Origin of the sequence: Aegicerativicinus sediminis (assembly GCF_015476115.1) — a bacterium.
Lineage (GTDB): Bacteria > Bacteroidota > Bacteroidia > Flavobacteriales > Flavobacteriaceae > Aegicerativicinus > Aegicerativicinus sediminis.
The window spans coordinates 3,497,571-3,516,379 of record NZ_CP064295.1 but is presented as its reverse complement, the minus strand read 5'-3'; the positions used below and the strand labels follow the sequence as shown (position 1 = coordinate 3,516,379).

The 18,809-nt window shown below is 36.0% G+C and carries 16 protein-coding genes; 2 read left to right on the top strand and 14 right to left on the bottom strand.

Going from position 1 to position 18,809, the window contains the following annotated elements:
- Positions 1 to 4 precede the first annotated feature (4 nt).
- The 4 genes from ISU00_RS15040 to aroC form a co-directional block, all read right to left on the bottom strand.
- Positions 5 to 835 (bottom strand): N-formylglutamate amidohydrolase, encoded by an 831-nt coding sequence (locus ISU00_RS15040; RefSeq protein WP_228853744.1) that lies wholly within the window; start codon positions 833 to 835, stop codon positions 5 to 7.
- Positions 836 to 847: 12 nt separating this feature from the next.
- Positions 848 to 1,903 carry a glutathione synthase gene (gene gshB, locus ISU00_RS15035; RefSeq protein WP_449500881.1) on the bottom strand — a complete coding sequence of 352 codons (1,056 nt, stop codon included), beginning with the start codon at positions 1,901 to 1,903 and terminating at the stop codon, positions 848 to 850.
- A 34-nt stretch (positions 1,904 to 1,937) separates the two neighbouring features.
- Complete coding sequence (locus ISU00_RS15030; RefSeq protein ID WP_228851493.1) at positions 1,938 to 3,239, bottom strand: dicarboxylate/amino acid:cation symporter; 1,302 nt, start codon at positions 3,237 to 3,239, stop codon at positions 1,938 to 1,940.
- 76 nt (positions 3,240 to 3,315) lie between these two features.
- Positions 3,316 to 4,374 carry a chorismate synthase gene (gene aroC / locus ISU00_RS15025; RefSeq protein ID WP_228851492.1) on the bottom strand — a complete coding sequence of 353 codons (1,059 nt, stop codon included), beginning with the start codon at positions 4,372 to 4,374 and terminating at the stop codon, positions 3,316 to 3,318.
- Positions 4,375 to 4,559: 185 nt separating this feature from the next.
- Between aroC and ISU00_RS15020 the strand changes: the two genes are divergently transcribed.
- A complete protein-coding gene (locus ISU00_RS15020) occupies positions 4,560 to 5,414 on the top strand; it encodes a UDP-2,3-diacylglucosamine diphosphatase (protein WP_228851491.1) in 855 nt (284 codons plus the stop codon).
- On the opposite strand, the gene ISU00_RS15015 is transcribed toward ISU00_RS15020, so the two are convergent.
- The gene (locus tag ISU00_RS15015) at positions 5,406 to 8,324 is read right to left on the bottom strand and encodes an FAD-binding and (Fe-S)-binding domain-containing protein (protein WP_228851490.1); all 2,919 of its coding nucleotides are present in this window, start codon (positions 8,322 to 8,324) and stop codon (positions 5,406 to 5,408) included. The genes ISU00_RS15020 and ISU00_RS15015 overlap by 9 nt on opposite strands.
- 139 nt (positions 8,325 to 8,463) lie before the next feature.
- Here ISU00_RS15015 and ISU00_RS15010 point away from each other — a divergent pair, with 139 nt between their 5' ends.
- Positions 8,464 to 8,955 carry a hypothetical protein gene (locus ISU00_RS15010; RefSeq protein ID WP_228851489.1) on the top strand — a complete coding sequence of 164 codons (492 nt, stop codon included), beginning with the start codon at positions 8,464 to 8,466 and terminating at the stop codon, positions 8,953 to 8,955.
- A gap of 48 nt (positions 8,956 to 9,003) precedes the next feature.
- Here the strand turns inward: ISU00_RS15010 and bshA are convergent, their stop codons facing one another.
- The 9 genes from bshA to ISU00_RS14965 form a co-directional block, all read right to left on the bottom strand.
- The gene (bshA, locus tag ISU00_RS15005; protein WP_228851488.1) at positions 9,004 to 10,143 is read right to left on the bottom strand and encodes an N-acetyl-alpha-D-glucosaminyl L-malate synthase BshA; all 1,140 of its coding nucleotides are present in this window, start codon (positions 10,141 to 10,143) and stop codon (positions 9,004 to 9,006) included.
- A 1-nt stretch (position 10,144) separates the two neighbouring features.
- Positions 10,145 to 13,063 (bottom strand): glycoside hydrolase family 3 N-terminal domain-containing protein, encoded by a 2,919-nt coding sequence (locus ISU00_RS15000; RefSeq protein WP_228851487.1) that lies wholly within the window; start codon positions 13,061 to 13,063, stop codon positions 10,145 to 10,147.
- Positions 13,064 to 13,180: 117 nt separating this feature from the next.
- Positions 13,181 to 13,666 carry an ABC transporter ATPase gene (locus tag ISU00_RS14995; RefSeq protein WP_228851486.1) on the bottom strand — a complete coding sequence of 162 codons (486 nt, stop codon included), beginning with the start codon at positions 13,664 to 13,666 and terminating at the stop codon, positions 13,181 to 13,183.
- Between the two features lie 9 nt (positions 13,667 to 13,675).
- Complete coding sequence (locus ISU00_RS14990) at positions 13,676 to 14,467, bottom strand: (Fe-S)-binding protein (RefSeq protein ID WP_228851485.1); 792 nt, start codon at positions 14,465 to 14,467, stop codon at positions 13,676 to 13,678.
- Positions 14,468 to 14,481: 14 nt separating this feature from the next.
- Positions 14,482 to 14,931, bottom strand: a complete 450-nt coding sequence (locus tag ISU00_RS14985; RefSeq protein WP_228851484.1) for an LNS2 domain-containing protein — start codon at positions 14,929 to 14,931, stop codon at positions 14,482 to 14,484.
- Complete coding sequence (locus ISU00_RS14980) at positions 14,909 to 15,277, bottom strand: hypothetical protein (RefSeq protein WP_228851483.1); 369 nt, start codon at positions 15,275 to 15,277, stop codon at positions 14,909 to 14,911. Before ISU00_RS14980 ends, ISU00_RS14985 begins: the two co-directional genes overlap by 23 nt.
- Positions 15,277 to 16,587, bottom strand: coding sequence for a (Fe-S)-binding protein (locus ISU00_RS14975; protein WP_228851482.1), 1,311 nt, complete (start codon positions 16,585 to 16,587; stop codon positions 15,277 to 15,279). The genes ISU00_RS14980 and ISU00_RS14975 overlap by 1 nt, the downstream gene beginning before the upstream one ends.
- A 3-nt stretch (positions 16,588 to 16,590) precedes the next feature.
- Complete coding sequence (locus ISU00_RS14970) at positions 16,591 to 17,565, bottom strand: MlaD family protein (protein ID WP_228851481.1); 975 nt, start codon at positions 17,563 to 17,565, stop codon at positions 16,591 to 16,593.
- Between the two features lie 55 nt (positions 17,566 to 17,620).
- Positions 17,621 to 18,727 (bottom strand): N-acetylmuramoyl-L-alanine amidase family protein, encoded by a 1,107-nt coding sequence (locus ISU00_RS14965; protein WP_228851480.1) that lies wholly within the window; start codon positions 18,725 to 18,727, stop codon positions 17,621 to 17,623.
- Between the last annotated feature and the right edge of the window lie 82 nt (positions 18,728 to 18,809).

The window sequence follows — 18,809 nt, the reverse complement described above, 5'->3', positions numbered from 1 at the left end:
TTTATCAAGGTTTGGTTTTCTCGATAAAGATAGTGGCGTGTTGGGGTATCCTTTTTTTAAGTTCCTCTTCAACTATACTTACTATGTCTAGGTAAATTACGCCGCTTAATTCGTTGCAATAGACTTTGGAAATCTCTGTCGCCAATACCAGTGTATTACTGAAGTTATTGGTTATAAACTTTAAAAAATAGCCATTTCCCTGAAAGGTATCGTTAACTTTAGCCTTTGTATCTATATCATTTGGGAAAATCATTTCCGATAGTGAAGCGCGCCAATCCTCGACCATACCACCGAAACGATTGTTGTCAATGTTCGATGTGCCCAAATTCCATGTAGGCACCTTTCTATCCCAGCGCCTCCAATTATAGCTATGCATATCGTAAACAATGCATCGACCAAATAATTGTTCAATTTTTGAAACAAGCGCATTTACGACCTTATAAAAATTTGTATGTTTCGCCAAACTGAAATCTTTAGCTTCCTTGCTTAATGGTTGCTTCCACATCTTTTTCCCCCAAGCATCCTCATAAATTGCATTTTCAGGGTCTCGGTTGAGATCATATTCAAACCTGGAGTCTAAACCAGCAATGGTTATTGGATGGGTTCTAACCATATTCAACGTTTCTGGGTCCTCTTCATACCACCGTTCATATTCAGATAATAGGCAATTTTCCCATAATTCTTTTCTGAACTGATGTCCATCGTGTACGGCGCCACAAATAAAATGAACATAAGACTCAATTTTTATTATAAAGGAATAATCATCTGAAACGGCATGGAAAGTTTTCTCATTACCAATTGCATCGATAATTTCATCGACACTCATTTTAGATATTGTCATAAAATACTAGGCTTCGTCTACAGTTTTTCTCAATCGGGTTCTTCGGTTAAAGGCTTGTAGTTTATCGAGTACTTTACTTTCTATAAAGTCGATGACCTTTTCCTCAACCCTTCTTTTATTCTTATAAACCTTGTTTATGTAAGTAATACCGCCAGGAGACATCACATTAACTTCGACAAGTTTTCCGCCGATAACATCAATACCAACAAAATATAGGCCGTCTTGGACTAACTTGGGGCCGATTTGTTTGCAAAGTGCACGTTCCTCCTTAGAAAGTGTATGCTTTTCAACTCTTCCACCGGCACTTACATTAGATCGGTGATCATCGTCTCCAGGAACCCTTCTCATAGCCCCCACGGGCTCCCCATTAAGCATCAGCACACGAACATCGCCTTGGTCGGCTCCTTCAATATAATCTTGAAGGATTACATAATTAGATGCGTCCCTACCATTAGAGATATAAAAATCTAAAAGGGAATTAATATTACTCATGGCAGATTTTTCAATTAGAATAACCCCAGAACCACCAAAACCGTTCAAAGGTTTAATAATCATCTTATCTGCTTTAGACTCCTTAATTTGTTTTATTAAGTAGTCCTTGTTTTTTGAAACATGGGTATTGGGGATGATATTAGAGTGACTATCCCCAAATGCAGCAGTGTAAAGTTTATTATTTGCTTCCCGCATTCCTTGAATGGAGTTGATAATAAAAACATCATTTTTCACCGAATCCAAAAAGTTTAACACGATAGGATCTAGTGGTGGATTTGCCCTAAAAAAGATGGCATCAAATCCAGCTAAAGGAAGCATTTCATCCCTAAGTTTCACCTGTTTATAAAAGGTCTTAAGGCTTCGGGAGACCTTATCCATTCTACCGATAACCTTGCAAAAAGCTGTCGTAACACTATCTCTTATGGTTAAGTTTGAAGGGGTACACATGGCAACCCCATGATCTCTTCTAACACATTCCTTTATTAAAGCCAAACTTGTATCATTTTCTGGGTCGATTTGATCCCATGGATACATAATGAAGCAGATATTCATATTATCTAATTTGCTCAAAGTTAATGTTTGCTTTAAGATAGGTTATTTTAAATCAATGTTGGTAATTATCGTCCCAATTCTTAACCTTAGGTTCTCCAAGTTTACCAACAGATTTTGCAACAATCATAGAAACTGAAGCATCTCCTGTAACATTTACAACTGTTCTACACATATCTAATGGCCTATCCACAGCAAAAATGAGTGCTAATCCTGCCTCAGGAATACCAGCTTGTGCTAAAACGATTACCAACATTACCATGCCAGCCCCAGGAACTGCAGCACTGCCAATAGAAGCTAAAGTTGCAGTGGCTACAATGCCTAATTGTGTTGCAAGATCTAGATGCATGCCAAATGCCTGTGCAATGAAAACTGCCGCAACGGCTTGATAAAGACTCGTACCGTCCATATTAATGGTAGCGCCTATAGGAAGGACAAAACTTGTAACCTCTTCTTCAACACCCAAATGCTCTTCTACTCGTTCCATAGTTACAGGTAAAGTAGCAGCACTGCTACTTGTAGAAAATGCCAATAATTGAGCAGGAGACATACCGTTCATAAAAAATTTCGGTGATTTTTTAGTGAAAATCCATACAATGAGTAGATAGAAAAATATCATTAAAATAAGACCGATAACCACACATATTGCGTACCAGGCCAATGCCAGGAATAAATCTGCACTAGGTGATTCCACAATAAGTGCTGCCAAAAGAGCAAAAACTCCATACGGAGCTGCTAACATTATAAGGTCTATCAATTTTAGAATCACTTCATTAAATCCGTCAAAAAATTGTTTCACGGGTTTTGCGGTATTCTCAGGTATTAAGATTAGTCCAATTCCGAAGAAAATTGCAAAGAAAATAACTTGCAGCATATTGCCATTATCACTTGCAGCCTTAAAAATATTACTTGGGACCAGGTCTTCGAGAGCTTTAAGTGGTCCAGCATTTTTTTGTTCTTCAGCTTGCGCAATTCTCGAATCCGCATCCCCTTTATAACTTTCTACCAGTTCATTCCGTGTATCTTCAGTTATAGAATAACCTGGTTGGATAATGTTTACAATTGCCAAACCAATTGAAACCGCTACTACGGTAGTTATAAGATAAGTTATGATAGTCCTACCCCCCATTTGCGAAAGCTTGGATATATCCTTAAGGTCAGAGACACCTTTAATCAGCGATGCCAAGATTAGGGGCACTGCGATCAATTTCAACAAATTGATGAATATGGTTCCGAAGGGTTTAATCCAATTTACTATAAATGTTTTTCCCCAATCTATGTTCGCCATAATTAACGCGAACACAACACCTGCAACCATTCCAATTAAAATTTGCCAATGCAGTGCTAGTTTCTTCATAAAAGATTAAAAATTTAGGATTAGTGCCCGAAGAATTGGGCAATATTTATTAGAACCTCAAGATACAATTTTAGAATTAGTAGATTTTATTTCTTAAATAAAAATCTGCTAAAACCAAAGCAGCCATTGCCTCCACAATCGGAACTGCCCTAGGGACCACACATGGGTCATGACGACCTTTCCCCTGCATTTCAACCAGATTACCTGAAGAATCTAAAGCTTCTTGCTTTTGTATGAGTGTTGCAACGGGTTTAAATGCCACATTGAAATAAATATCCATTCCATTGCTTATACCCCCTTGGACCCCTCCAGACAAATTAGTCTTAGTGCTTCCGTCGTTATTAAAAAGATCATTATGGTCACTTCCGAACATTTTAGCTCCATCAAATCCGCTTCCATATTCAAAACCCTTTACTGCATTTATAGAAAGCATTGCCTTGCCTAATTCTGCATGAAGTTTATCGAAAACAGGTTCTCCTAAGCCAATGGGTACATTTTTTAAAACACATGTTATAATTCCACCAACAGTATCCCCTTTTTTTCGGGTTTCATTTATCAGCTGTATCATTTGTTCCGCTGTGGCATCATCAGGGCAACGGATTATGTTATTCTCAGTATTAGAAAGGTCTAATTCTTGGTAGTTTTTTGTTAATTTAATTGATCCAACCGCTGAAACATAAGCATTTATTTCAATATTTGAGAGTAACTGCTTAGCAATTGCTCCTGCAACTACACGGCAAGCTGTTTCTCTAGCACTACTGCGGCCACCACCTCTATAGTCTCTTAAACCGTATTTCTTTTCGTATGTATAGTCAGCATGACTAGGGCGGTAAATATCCTTAATATGGGAATAATCCTTAGATTTTTGATTGGTATTTCTAATATTAAAACCTATGGGAGTTCCGGTGGTTTTTCCTTCAAAAATTCCTGAGAGAAATTCCACTTCATCTGGTTCCTTTCGCTGTGTAACAATTTTGGATTGCCCTGGTTTTCTGCGATCTAATTCATGTTGAATAGCTTCAAAATTTATAGTTAAACCAGCAGGGCAGCCATCGATTACACCTCCTATTGCTACTCCATGAGATTCACCGAAAGTGGTTATTTTAAATAAGGTTCCGTAAGAATTCCCAGCCATATTTTATTATTTGGCGCAAATGTAGCGCCTATTATAGAGAAAACAAAAATTGAAAAGCCCATTATGGGCATATGTTTAAATCTGTTTTTATAACATTTAGTTAACCTTAACCTCATATAAATTTAAATAGCTGATAATGTTAAGGTAATCTTTAAGTAGTTTATTTACAGCGAATAAAATCTACAATGAAGAAAACACGAAAAGTTGAGGTTGCTGTGATTTCCGATGTCCATTTAGGAACCATAGGGTGCCATGCAACAGAACTTCTCACTTATCTAAATTCTATTAGTCCAAAGAAATTAATTTTGAATGGGGATATTATTGACATATGGCAATTTAGCAAAAGATATTTTCCAAAATCTCATCTAAAAGTTATAAAACGTATCATGGATATGGCCTCTGAAGGTACCAAGGTGGTTTACATTACAGGAAACCATGACGAATTGTTGAGAAAGTTTTCTGGTACTGAAATGGGCAATATTTCTATACAGGATAAAATTGTATTAAACTTGGATGGTAAAAAGGCTTGGATATTTCATGGCGACGTGTTTGACCATTCAATACACAAGGCTAAATGGTTGGCAAAATTGGGTGGCTATGGTTATAGTTTATTAATTCTAATAAATCGATTTGTTAATTGGATTCTTGTAAATCTTGGTAAGGAAAAATATTCTATCTCAAAAAAAATAAAGAATGGCGTTAAAAGAGCGCTCAAATATGTTAGTGATTTTGAAACCATTGCTGCAGATTTGGCGATTGAAAATGGTTACGACTATGTGATTTGTGGTCACATCCATCAACCAAAAATGCTATTGAAAGAATCTTCTAAAGGGAGCACCATATATCTCAATTCTGGTGATTGGGTGGAAAATTTTACGGCCCTAGAATACCAGTTTAAAAGATGGAAAGTCTATAATTATAATAACGATCGCCTATCTCCTTTTTATGCTGATCAAGAATTAAAAAATATGGAATTCACTGATCTCATTGCGGCAATTACTATTTTGGATAAAAATAAAATTAAAAAGGAATTAGAGTAAAGCTCTTCTTAAAATTGAAATAGGGTGTAATGCTTCCCTCCTAGTTCCATCATAAATTTGATGTCTACAACTAGTACCATTTGCAGCAATAATTGAATTTTCATTTTTTCTTATGGTTGGAAATAAGGTTTGTTCCCCTATAGTCATACTAATTTCGTAATGCTCCTTTTCCAACCCAAAACTTCCAGCCATTCCACAGCAGCCTGATGGAATTCTTTCAACTTTATAATTTTTGGGTATATCTAATATCTCTAAGCTAGATTTTGGATCTGCCAATGCTTTTTGGTGGCAATGTCCATGAAATACTATATGTTTTTCCTCCAAATTAAAGGAAGACGTTAGAATGTTTCCTGCCTTATATTCAAAATCAATGAAATCATCAATTAGGAATGTGTAGTTACCTATCTGCTTAGCGGAATCTTTATCTGTAACCAATTTAGGATATTCATCCTTAAAGGTTAAAATTGCGGAAGGTTCAATTCCAATTAAAGGGGTTTCCTTCGTAATTAAACCCTTAAAAATATCGATATTTCTATTCGCACATATCTTGACCTTTTCCAAAACCCCTTTGGAAATAAATGACCTTCCAGACTCGTCATGATCAACTATTTTAACTTCGTAATTTAATCGACGGAGCAACTCAATGGTATCAATGCCAATATGGGATTCTAAATAATTGGTAAACTCATCAACAAAAAGATAAACCGTCTTAATCGGATTATTTATAGATTTATAATGTTTAGTGTAATAGTCTCTTAAGGTGATATTTGAAAGTTTTGGTATGGATCTTTCCTTGGATAAACCAATTGCCCATTTCATTATATTAGAAGTAACATTCCAACCGACAACAGCATTATAAATTTTTGAAAAGTTGCTAGCCCATTTTAGGTATTCGGTATTGTTTGCCACGAGCCAATCTCTTCTTGAAATTGGGTTCGATTTATAGTATTGATGCAAAAATTCGGATTTTAAGGTAGAAACATCAACACTGCTTGGGCATTCCCTAGAGCATCCTTTACAGCTTAGGCATAGATCGAAAACCTCTTTTAATTCATGGTGGTCGAATTTATTTTCCTTGGTGGAGTTTGTCAAAACTTCTCGAAGGGCATTGGCACGAGCTCTTGTGGTGTCTTTTTCATTTCTAGTGGCTCTATAGCTCGGACACATAGTTCCTCCAAATGAAACTAATTTTCTACAATCCCCAGACCCATTGCATTTTTCAGCTTCCCTTAATATACCTAGGGAATCAGAAAAATCAAATATTGTTTCAATGTTTGGTTCGGTCCTATCCGGAACATACCTGAGATTTTCATCCATAGGTTTTGGATTAACAATTTTACCAGGATTGAAAATGTTATTTGGATCAAATGCGGTCTTTATTTTTTTCAGGATCTCATAATTTTCCTTTCCTATCATTAAATCAATACATCCAGATCTTACAATTCCATCTCCGTGCTCCCCGCTCATAGAACCTTGGTATTTTTTTACAAGCTCAGCTACGGAAAATGTGATTTCCTTGAAATCTTTAACCCCTTTTGATGTTTTCATATTAACAATCGGACGTAAATGCAACTCACCCGCACCGGCATGGGCATAATAAATGGGTGATTGGTTAAAGGAATTCATCAATTCTGTAAACTCGTCAATATAATCTGCCAAATCTTCAACGGCAACTGCTGTATCCTCTATACAGGGAACTGATTTCTCATCCCCGATTAGATTGCCAAGCAAACCTAAACCAGCCTTACGCAATTCGTTGGCCTTGTTTATATCATCGCCTTTTAAAACGATGGTCGCATAACTTAAATTCAAACTGGAGATTTCCTCAATTATAAGCTTAATTTGATTTTCAAGTGATTGACTGCTGTTACTTCTAACTTCACACATTAAAATTGCCTTGGGATCACCTACAATAAAACTTCTGTTTTCTTGCTGTTCCCTATTATGTCTTGTGCAATCGAGAATTGTTTTATCCATCATTTCACATGCATACAAGTCCATTTTCATTAAAGGCGCAACAGACCTTAAACAATTGGAAACAGACTTATAATGAATTGCGATCATGGCACCATGATTTGGCGGTAGATCGTCTAGCTGTAATGTTATCTCTGTAGTAAATGCTAGGGTTCCTTCGCTACCACATAGTAAATCACACATATTAAATAAAGGACCGTTTGTTTGAAAGGCATTAGTTTTTATAAGTTCATCTATTGCATAACCTGTATTTCTTCTATGAATAGAATTTTTTGGAAATTGACTTTTTATTTGCTCTTTAACTCCAGAAATGGATAGGGAATTAAATATTTCCCGGTAAACAGATCCTTCAAGATCCGATTGATTTAATTTCCTTTCAAATTCATTTTTAGATAAAGATTTAAATTCAACTTCAGACCCATCACTCAAGACTGTTTTAAGGGATACCACCTTGTCTCGTGTTACACCGTATTTAATCGAGGTGGTTCCAGAAGAGTTGTTTCCCACCATACCCCCTATCATGCAGCGGTTGGAGGTTGAAGTGTTAGGACCAAAAAACAAACCGAATGGTTGCAGATATAGGTTCAATTCGTCCCTTACTACCCCTGGTTGAACGGTTACAGTTTTATTAATTGTATCTACTGAAATTATATTATTAAAGTATTTTGAAATATCAACCACAATGCCATCACCTACCACTTGACCAGCTAGAGAAGTACCTGCAGCTCGTGGGATTAGTGAAGTGTTGTTATTTTTAGCATAAGTAACAAGCCTTTGGATGTCGGCAATTGTTTTTGGTAATGCAACAGCTAAAGGTTTTTGCCGATATACTGATGCATCGGTCGCATAAATTGTTTTAGAAAGCTCATCAAAATAAAGTTCACCTTCTAGATTTTCAGAAAGTTCTGATAGGGAAGTTTTTATGGTTATAGCCATAGTTTATTTTCAGATAATTTAATCTAAACCTAGATATACTACGTAAATCTACAGAATGAATAATTAAAGTTTATTACTTATATGGATTAATATAAGTTAATAAGAATTGTATTTTTGTGTAAACTTAAACTTAAATTTTATGAAAAGAGTAGTATTAATAATCTGTGTATTTTTTGGTTATGTAACCATGTCTAACGCACAGGTAATTGCAGACAACGCCATTGGATTACGACTTGGTGATAGTGATGGTTTTGGTGCAGAAGTTTCATATCAGCGTGCATTATCTGACAATAACAGGTTAGAAATTGACCTTGGTTGGAGATCTGGTAAGAACTGGGATGGATTTAAGCTTGCAGGTCTTTATCACTGGGTGTGGAACATAGATGGTGGTTTCAACTGGTATGTTGGCCCAGGTGGTGGTTTAGGTAGTTATAGTTTCGATGATGATTATCCTGGTTATGACGGGGATGATTCTGAAACCTTTTTATTTGTGGCTGGTGACATTGGAATTGAATACAACTTTGACATTCCATTAATGTTGTCATTAGACTTTAGGCCTGAATTAGGTTTTGGAAACTACAGGGATGATCTCGATTTTGATATTGCATTAGGTATACGTTATCAATTTTAGACAGTCTGGACATTCAATAAATAAAAAACCACCGATACGGTGGTTTTTTTAATTCATGCTATAAGAAGACTTTAGCGTTTTTAAATAAATTTTCTCATAAAGAGGTACGATATTGTGTAGATCAAACCTGTTAGCTACCTCCTTTGCTTGCTTTTTAAATTTTTTCAATCTTGCCTCATCCTCCAGAATATAAATAGCATTTTTAGACATGTCTTCAATATCGTGGGGATTACTTAAGAATCCTGAAACACCGTGTTCATTTAATTCTGGTATTCCTCCAGAATTACTAGAAATAACTGGAACACCTGAAGCCATTGCCTCTAAAGCGGCAAGTCCGAAACTTTCGGTTAAAGACGGTAGTAAAAACAAATCGCTAAAACATAGTATTTTATCAATTTCATTACTATTGCCTAGGAAAATAACCTTTTCGGCTATTCCTAGATCTTCACATAATTTTTCAGCTCCTTCCCGCTCTGGTCCCTCACCAACCAACAATAATTTAGCTGGCATCTTTTTTTGGATATTGTTGAATATCCTTATAATATTTGGTATTTGCTTTACCTTTCTAAAATTACTTATATGAGTAATGATCTTCTGCTTTTCGTTTGCCATCATTTCCCGCTGACAATCTGTGAAGAGAAATTTGTATTTATCTAAATCTATAAAATTTGGAATCACTTCAATTTCTCGCTTAATATCAAAAAGGCGTAAGGTGTCTTCCTTTAAACTTTGTGAAACGGAAGTAACGGCATCTGATTTATTGATACTGAAAGTTACCGCCGGTTTATAAAATGGGTGACTTCCGACTAAGGTTATATCTGTTCCGTGAAGTGTTGTTACAATTGGTATATAGATTCCTTCTTCTTGTAACATTTTCTTAGCCATATAGGCCGCATACGCATGAGGAATAGCATAATGTACATGGAGAATTTCAATTTTATGAAGCTTCACCATGTCTACTAATTTGCTTGAAAGGGCTAATTCGTAAGGCTGGTAGTGAAATAAGGGGTATTCTGGAACATTAACTTCATGATAATGAACATTATGGCTTAATAATTCTAAACGAACAGGTTGACTATACGTTATAAAATGAATATGATGCCCTTTTTTGGCTAATTCAAGACCCAATTCTGTGGCAACAACACCACTACCTCCAAATGTCGGATAACAAACAATTCCTATTCGCATTTTACTCTATTATTGCCTCATAAATTAGGCGTTGAATTTCAGTTCTAATATTTTCCCTAAGTAAAATATTTTGCTCAGCGGAAGGATAAGTTCTGTTAGCTAAAAATACGTAAACTATTTCATCCTCTGGGTCTGCCCAAGTATATGTGCCCGTAAAACCGGAATGACCAAAACTTGTAGGCGAGACACAACCGCAGGTTGGACCCTTGTCTCCTAACTGAGGCTTATCAAAGCCAATTCCTCTTCTGTTCTGCTGAGAACAGTAGTAACAGGTGTTAAACAACTCAAGAGTTTCTGGTTTAAAATAGCGCTTTCCACCATAAAATCCCTTTTGGAGATACATCTGCATAATTTTAGCCACATCGTTAGCATTAGAAAAAATACCAGCATGGCCGCCTACACCATTCTGCATAGCAGCACCCATGTCATGAACGTAACCTTGAATTCGTTGAAACCTATAATAATTATCCTCTTCTGATGGAACAATTTGAGTATTACTAAATATCTCAGAAGGGTTATAGGTCGTATAATTGGCTCCTAAAGAGTGATAGAAATGTTCTTGTATTAATTTATCCAATCCTCTCCCATAATACCTTTCTAAATAAGACTTGAGAATATAATACGGTAAATCACTGTATCGATAGCTCAATTTTGGCAATAAATCATTATCCCGAATAATTTTTTGAATACTGTCTGGATAATCAGTTCGTAGGTATAAATTTTCCGCAACCTTAATATGAAATTTATCACTTTCGGTTCTTCGGTAATAGTCTGCGGATGGTTTTCCTGATATGCTGTCTAAAGTAGCCACGTAAAAGGGAACCCAAGGCTTTAAACGAGCATAATGGGATAACATACTTTTCAAAGTTATGTTTGCTTTATTAGACCCATGGTACTCTGGAAGTAATTCTGAAAGGGTTGAGTTCAAAGAGATTTCACCTTTATCCACTAATTCCATCAGTAACGGTAAGGTTGCTAAAATTTTAGTTAATGATGCAACGTCGTAAAGGTCTTCACTTTTTACTGGTTCCTTATTGTCATAGGTATGATATCCGTAGTTTTTTTCAAATATTACCTTTCCTTTTCTGGCTACTAATAACTGTATTCCAGGTGTCATCTTATTAGTCACAGCATATTTTGCGACACTATCTACCTTTTCAAAAGCAATAGACGACATTCCAACACTTTCAGGGATACCATAGGTTAAAACCTTTAGGGCATTGGTGGTTAAACCATCACCTGGTTTAAAATAGTTTCCTATTGAGACAGGAGTGCAACCTTTGGAAGCTATACCCCCAAAAAGGGATTGGGCGGTTTTTTGCTGAGCGACCTTGCTATTTTGATAAGCTAAAACAATACCCTCAATATTTTCTATACTTTTTAAGTCATTTAGACTATAAGGTCTCGTAAATACGGTAAGAATTACGTCTTTAAGCCTAGCAATTTCGTATAACCATACCAATTCCTTATCAGTGAATTGATAAGCCTTCCAAGGGGTATCGTTAGATCTATGCAACCCAATAATAACAGTATTATAGTTGCTTAATTTCCCCAAAACATCATCTAGTTTTTCACCCTTTATTCCATGGACTTTGGTATATTTTTTTAATTCTGTAAAAAATGGAGTGCCGGTATCATCACCGAAGGAAACGTAAGCAATCTTCTTTTTTTCTAAATCCCTAAGGGGTAATATATCATTTTGATTTTTTAGAACCGTTATGGCATTTTCAAATAATTCCTCATTTAACAAATTATCTTCAAGAGTATTTAGGTCTTTACCAAGACCTTCGAGTATTATGGGTTCATAATTGTTTAGGCCAACCTTATATTTGGCCATCAATATTTTCTTTACACTTCGAGCTAACCTTTCTTCAGAAATTTGATCTGCCTTAATTGCATTTGAAATTTTTTCGATCGATAATGGTACATTTTCAGACATTAACAATACGTCGTTCCCTGCTTCAAATGCTGCTAAATCGATATCACCTGGCTGAGAAAAGTTAGATGCGCCTTTCATCCCCAGGGCATCTGTAAAAACTAGACCCTGAAACTTCAAACTGTCGAGCAGCACATTTGTTACTATGTTTTTAGATATGGAAGACGGATATCCGGCTCGACTTTCCATCGCAGGCACATTTAAATGCGCAACCATTACACTGGACAGTCCTTTTTTAATTAATTCTCTATAGGGGTACAACTCCACAGAATCAATCCTTTTTGCATTAAAATGTATAGTCGGTAAGGTTTTGTGGGAATCTGAATCCGTGTCACCGTGACCGGGAAAATGTTTAGCGTTTGCCAGAACACCAGCCTTTTGCATTCCTTCCATAAAGGCAAGTGCTTTTTCAGTAACGGCATCCCTATCTTCCCCAAAGGACCTATTCCCTATGATTGGGTTTTTAGGATTTGTATTTATATCTACAACAGGAGCAAAGTTAAAATGAACCCCTAATCTTTTGCAATGTTTACCAATTTGAAATCCAGTTTTTTCAATTAATTTTTCATCCTTTATGGCACCCAAAGTCATATTCCATGGATAAGCAAAGGTAGAATCTAACCTCATGCTAAGTCCCCATTCTGCATCCATCCCAACCAAAAGTGGAACTTTAGACATTGACTGTAGCTTGTTATTTAATTTTGCTTGTCTGTAAGGACCACCCAATGAAAAAATTAAACCGCCAATATGATTTTCCTTTATCAATTTGGCAATTTGCTCCTCATGTACAGCATCCTTGTTAGAAAAAACTTGAACCATGAATAACTGCCCTATTCTTTCTTCAAGGGTCATAGAATTGTAGAGACTATCTACCCATTGATTCTGGGCGGCTTCATCTTCTGTGACAAGTGGATTGTTCTGGGCTTTTGCAGAACAAATGGTATATAAAGTTATAATAGAAATGAGGGTGATTCTCCTTAACATAAATAAGCGGATCTTTAAATTTAGCAGATAAAATCGTGCCAAATTAGTATAAATAGAAGTAAGTATAAAAGACTTTAGGATACTTTTATAAAGAAGTAATTAACCGAATAATCTTTTCTATTTAATAAATCTTGAATGCCAACTTTCTGAAGCGGGCACTTCCCAATTCTCTTCAAAATCAGCTTTGTTTACAACAAGATTATTAAACACGACTGTGTTTCCAGAAACCGATTTGTTTTTTGCCATCAGTTTAAAATCAGTCAGAGGCTTGTAAGCAATAAATTCTCCTTGCTTAAAAGTAACGTTCATCTTATCCATTAAATCGACTCCATATTTTTTCTCTAGTTCTTGAATAAACCTTACGGATGCATCAATGGAACATCCACTTGCTTTATTCAAGTCCTGATTTAAGCCAATTATAATAAAACGCTTATATTTAATAAGATAACCTGCTAATAGATCAGCGCCATGTACCGTCCATGTTGTCAGGAAATTTTCAATGGAAGGTTTTATTTCCTCTAGTTCTTGTTCTGTAAATGGCCTATTTGATTGGTAAATCCAAAGTCTGGCTTCCTCTGGTAATTGTTCAAACTCAACTAACATACTGTAATTTTATAAATCCTCTGCACTTGCCATAAGTTCAGCAACATCATAGACTTTGATATTGCTTTCTTCATTTTTCGCCTTTACACCATCGGTCATCATGGTATTACAAAATGGACAGGCAGCCGCGATAATACTTGGCTGTGTTTCCAAGGCTTGCTCGGTTCTTTCCACATTTACATCCGTGTCACCCTTTTCTGGCTCCTTAAACATTTGTGCTCCACCTGCACCACAACAAAATCCTCTGCTCTTGCAATTTTTCATTTCAACCAATTCTGCGTCCAATTTGGTAATCAGGTCTCTAGGTGCCTCATAAATGTTGTTGGCCCTACCTAAGTAGCATGGGTCATGAAAAGTAATACGCTTGCCCTTAAACTTTCCACCTTGTATGGTCAATTTTCCGTCGGACAATAATTGTTTTAAGAACTGAGTATGGTGAACCACTTCATAGTTTCCTCCTAAGCTGGGATATTCATTTTTTAATGTATTGAAGCAATGCGGACAGGTAGTAACTATTTTTTTAACTTCATAAGCATTCATAACCTCAATATTGGTTACAGCCTGCATTTGAAATAAAAATTCATTACCTGCTCTTTTTGCTGGATCACCTGTACAACTTTCCTCTGTTCCCAACACAGCAAAACTAACTTTGGCCTTATCTAGGAGTTTAATAAAAGCTTTAGTGATTTTTTTTGCCCTATCATCAAAACTACCGGAACAACCTACCCAAAATAAGACATCTGGTTGTTTTCCTTCGGCAAACATTTCTGCCATAGTTGGTATTTTGATGCTATCACTCATAATTGCACTTAATTTTAATGATCATGATGGCCATCATCAAAAACCTGGATGGTCATTTTTTTCTCGACTAAATCAGTGAATTTACCATTATAACGGGTAGCTTTTACCAAGTGATTATCAATCCAATGGTAATTTCCCCCTCTTGGTTTACCCATTAGTAGACTATGGTATTTAAATCCATGTTTGTCAAGCCACTTTTCTGTTACTTCCCTATGGGCTCCAGTTCTAGAGGTAAAGAAACATATCATATGTCCTTCTTCATACCATTTATTACATGTTTCTAAAGCATCTGGAAATGGCTCGCAGGTCAACATTCGTTCTGGTTCCTCATTTGGTACATCTTCTGTAATAGTACCATCTATATCGATAAGGTAATTTTTAACCCCCTCAGGCAAAACTGGACTTACTTTTTCGCCAGCCTCGACTTTATCGTGCAATAATTTATCTGCGTCTTCTCTGTTCATCTTTCATTAATATAAATTTGTCTTTTGGTATCCTAATATACATCGCCAATCTTTTTTTACCCTCTTCAATGACATTCTCAGGAGAAAATCTGTCGTTGAATGCTAAATCCCAGGCGATATTTTTAATGTGTTCTTTTTGTTTATCATTACAGTAATCACAAAAAACGTGAGTTACTTCTATACCTGTTGGTTTATGTTCCTTATACTGAATTTCTGTATAAACCTTAATTTGTAATGAATCTTTTGCATAACCTATTTGGCCATACCCATATTGATTCGCGAAAAGCAAAAATACCATCATTAACCAAATGACAAGCAAAGGATTGTATTTTTTCTTCACATCCATTACATTTCATTTTTCCAATTCAGGCGATCCATTTGATTATATGGCCATGGCGCACCATTATTTTCAACATTGGTCATCATTCCATTTAATTCGGTCGGAGCGGCAGATTGTTCCATTACAAGATATCGTCGCATTTCGAGTATAATGGATAGAGGGTCGATGCTAACTGGACATGCTTCAACACAAGCATTGCAGGTAGTGCAAGCCCATAGTTCTTCTCTTGTGATGTAGTTGTCCAATAATTGCTTATCATCGCCTTCCCAATCATTTCTGCCTTTATCTAGGTGCTTACCTATTTCTTCAGTCCTATCCCGAACATCCATCATTATCTTTCTTGGAGATAGCTTTTTACCGGTTTGATTAGCGGGACATTCACTGGTGCATCGCCCACATTCAGTACATGTATAAGCGTTTAAAAGTTGTAACCAGCTAAGGTCCGTAATATCACTAGCCCCAAATTTTTCAGGAATGGCCATTTGTTCTTCTTCAGATGGTGTCGCAAATGGATCAACATTTGGATCCATCATCATTTTAACCTCGTTTGTAACCGCCTGCAAATTATTAAACTGTCCTTTAGGTTCTAATTTGCCATAATAGGTATTAGGAAAGGCTAATAAGATGTGTAAATGTTTAGAGAAATACAGGTAATTTAAAAATACCAATATGCCTAAGATATGCAGCCACCAAGCGGATCTTTCAATCAAGTGTAGTGAGGATTCCGTAAAACCTGAAAACAATGAGGCAATGTGTTTGCTAACTACGTTCCCCGAATTCATTTCTTGAAATGAAGTGTCAGTAGCATTCATAACAAGAAACAAAACCATTAATACCATTTCGAAATATAAGATGAAATTGGCATCATTTTTTGGCCAACCTTTCATTTCTGGCTTCCAAAATCGTTTCAGTTTCAATAAGTTTCGGCGAATCCAAAAAACGATTACCGCAACAAGGACCAATAAGGCAAGAATTTCAAAAAAACCTATGAGAACCCCATACAAACTTCCTGCCGATTTAAAAACCCTGTGTGTACCAAACAGTCCATCAATTATTATCTCTAAAACCTCAATATTAATTATTATGAACCCTACATATACAATTATATGCATTAAACCAGCGACGGGGCGTTTCACCATTTTTGATTGACCCAAGGCAATCATTGCCATATTTTTCCATCGTTTGGAAGGATTGCTATCTAATTCAATCTGCTTTCCTAACCCAATATTCCGAATGAGTTTACGAATATTGAAGACGAAATATCCAATTCCTGCAAATAAGGCTATCGCAAATAATATGTTCGGCAAATAATTCATTAATTAGTTTTGTAGCTGTAGGCTATCTTCCTCCATATTTTCTTGAGCGTCGTAAGGTTTTGGACGTTTACCAAAAAGTGAAAAATGGACGTAACGCTTAGGATTAAGTTTCATGTCTTGCAACAACATTTCCAATTGTTTAGAAGCACCTTCTAAATTTGCATATAATTTTTCGTCATTGAGTAGTTTTCCAACAGATCCTTCCCCGTTGTTAACACTTGACAATAATTGATTGAAATTTTCTACGGCACCTTGTAATTCTTTTAAAGTCCCTGCAAGGTCAGCTCTCGCAAGAGAATCGGAGATTTGTGCTAGATCACTTGAGACATTTTCAAAATTATCCAGTGTCCTGCCCAGTTTTTCATCATTTGCAGAAACTAAGGCATTAACACTATTTCCCATTTCCTTGAACACTACTATAGTTTGTTTCAATTCGGCAATTGCATCTTGCAAATTCTTTTTGGTGTTATCATCAAATATTGTGTTGAAATTTGTTAATAATGAATCTCCACTTACCATAGTATTCTCAATCTTCTCTTGAAGTGGTGTAAGCCGTCTATTAACTAATTCAGATAAACCGGCCTTAATTTCAGACTTCAAAACGGCCTCATCTTTAGCAGCAGGAGCACCGTCGTTAGCCGGAACAATGGCAATAGCCTTACCTCCAATTAATCCCGCTTCATATAGCTCAGCTGTGCTATTTTCTGAAAATTTAAAATTGTTTTCCACAATCATTTTTACAAGCAGCCTCCCAGATCCATCTTCGTCAAATGTAATTGTCTGAACCTTACCTACATTCAATCCATTAATTGTAACGGGGGTTGAAGGTGATAAACCTTCCACATTATCGTAATAAGCGTAATAAATTCTCGACGATGTTAGCAAGTTATCCCCTTTCAGAAAATTGTAGATATATATAAATAAAATAATCCCCGAGATTACAAGGATTGCGGTTTTTACTTCTCTAGAGATCTTCAATGGTCAAGTAATTTGGTTGCTAACAAAAGTAAGTATAAAAATATTAAGATTATTTTTAATTGGAACTGCTTTTTCTTGCCTCAGAAACGTCAATTTTTTCACCATTCTTATAGGCTACTATGAAACATGAGGGGTATCCTTTGGCTTTAGCTTCTTTTTGAAGGCGCAAAGCCTCAGAATATACCGGTGTATTTCCGTAGTAATATCTTATGAAATCTGAACTATCTTCCATAGTTACATCTGTAAGCCCTTTAAAATTAGATGGTTCGGTTAGTATCTTTCGCTTTCCAGCAGCAATTTGGATTTTGAAAACAACATCTGATTCTTCAATAATTTTAGGCCGTTGGGTTTGCATCACTTCATCGAGGTGTGTCCCCACATTTTGATCGATTCGTTTCTTGTAATTGAAAATAGCATTAGCAATAGAAGTCGACATCTGGTCCTGCCCTCGTTTAGAATTTAAGAAATCACCTTCTGATCTATTCGTAATAAAACCAGTTTCCACCAAAACACTTGGCATGTATGTTTGGTGTAATACGATAAGTCCGGCATACTTAACACCTCTACTCTTGCGCTTTAAGTTGTTAGAAAAATTATCTTCAATAAATCGGGCTAACAGAATACTTTGATCTAAATATTCCTCCTGCATCAAGGTAAGACCTATATAAGATTCTGGCGAGTTAGGGTCGAAACCGTCATACTTAGCTTCGTAATTATCTTCTAAATAAATTACCTCATTTTCTGCCTTTGCTACCTCAAAATTAGTTTTGGTTCTAGATAGTCCTAACACATAAGTCTCTGTTCCATATGCTTGTGTGTGATGTGCATTGCAATGAACTGAGACAAAAAGGTCCGCATCAGCTTTATTGGCAATTTTGCCCCTATCGAAGAGATCAACAAAAACATCAGTGGTTCTTGTATAAATAACTTTAATTTGAGGATCTTTTTGTAGTTTCTTTCCTAATTCAAGAACTATCTTTAAGGCAATATCTTTTTCCTTATAGCCAAAATTTGTTGGCCTTCCCGGATCTTTTCCTCCATGGCCCGCATCTAAAACAACTACAAATTTGTTATCAGGGTTATTTGGATTTGAGGCAGAAAGGTAAAAAGTTGTTAATATTAATGAGATAAATACAAATGGCTTTATCAAATACGTTTTCATAAATGTTAAGTCTATTTACTAACAGTTTGATTAGGGCGGTAAACTTTTGAATTCTATTAAAAGGCTACCAAAAATATATGTA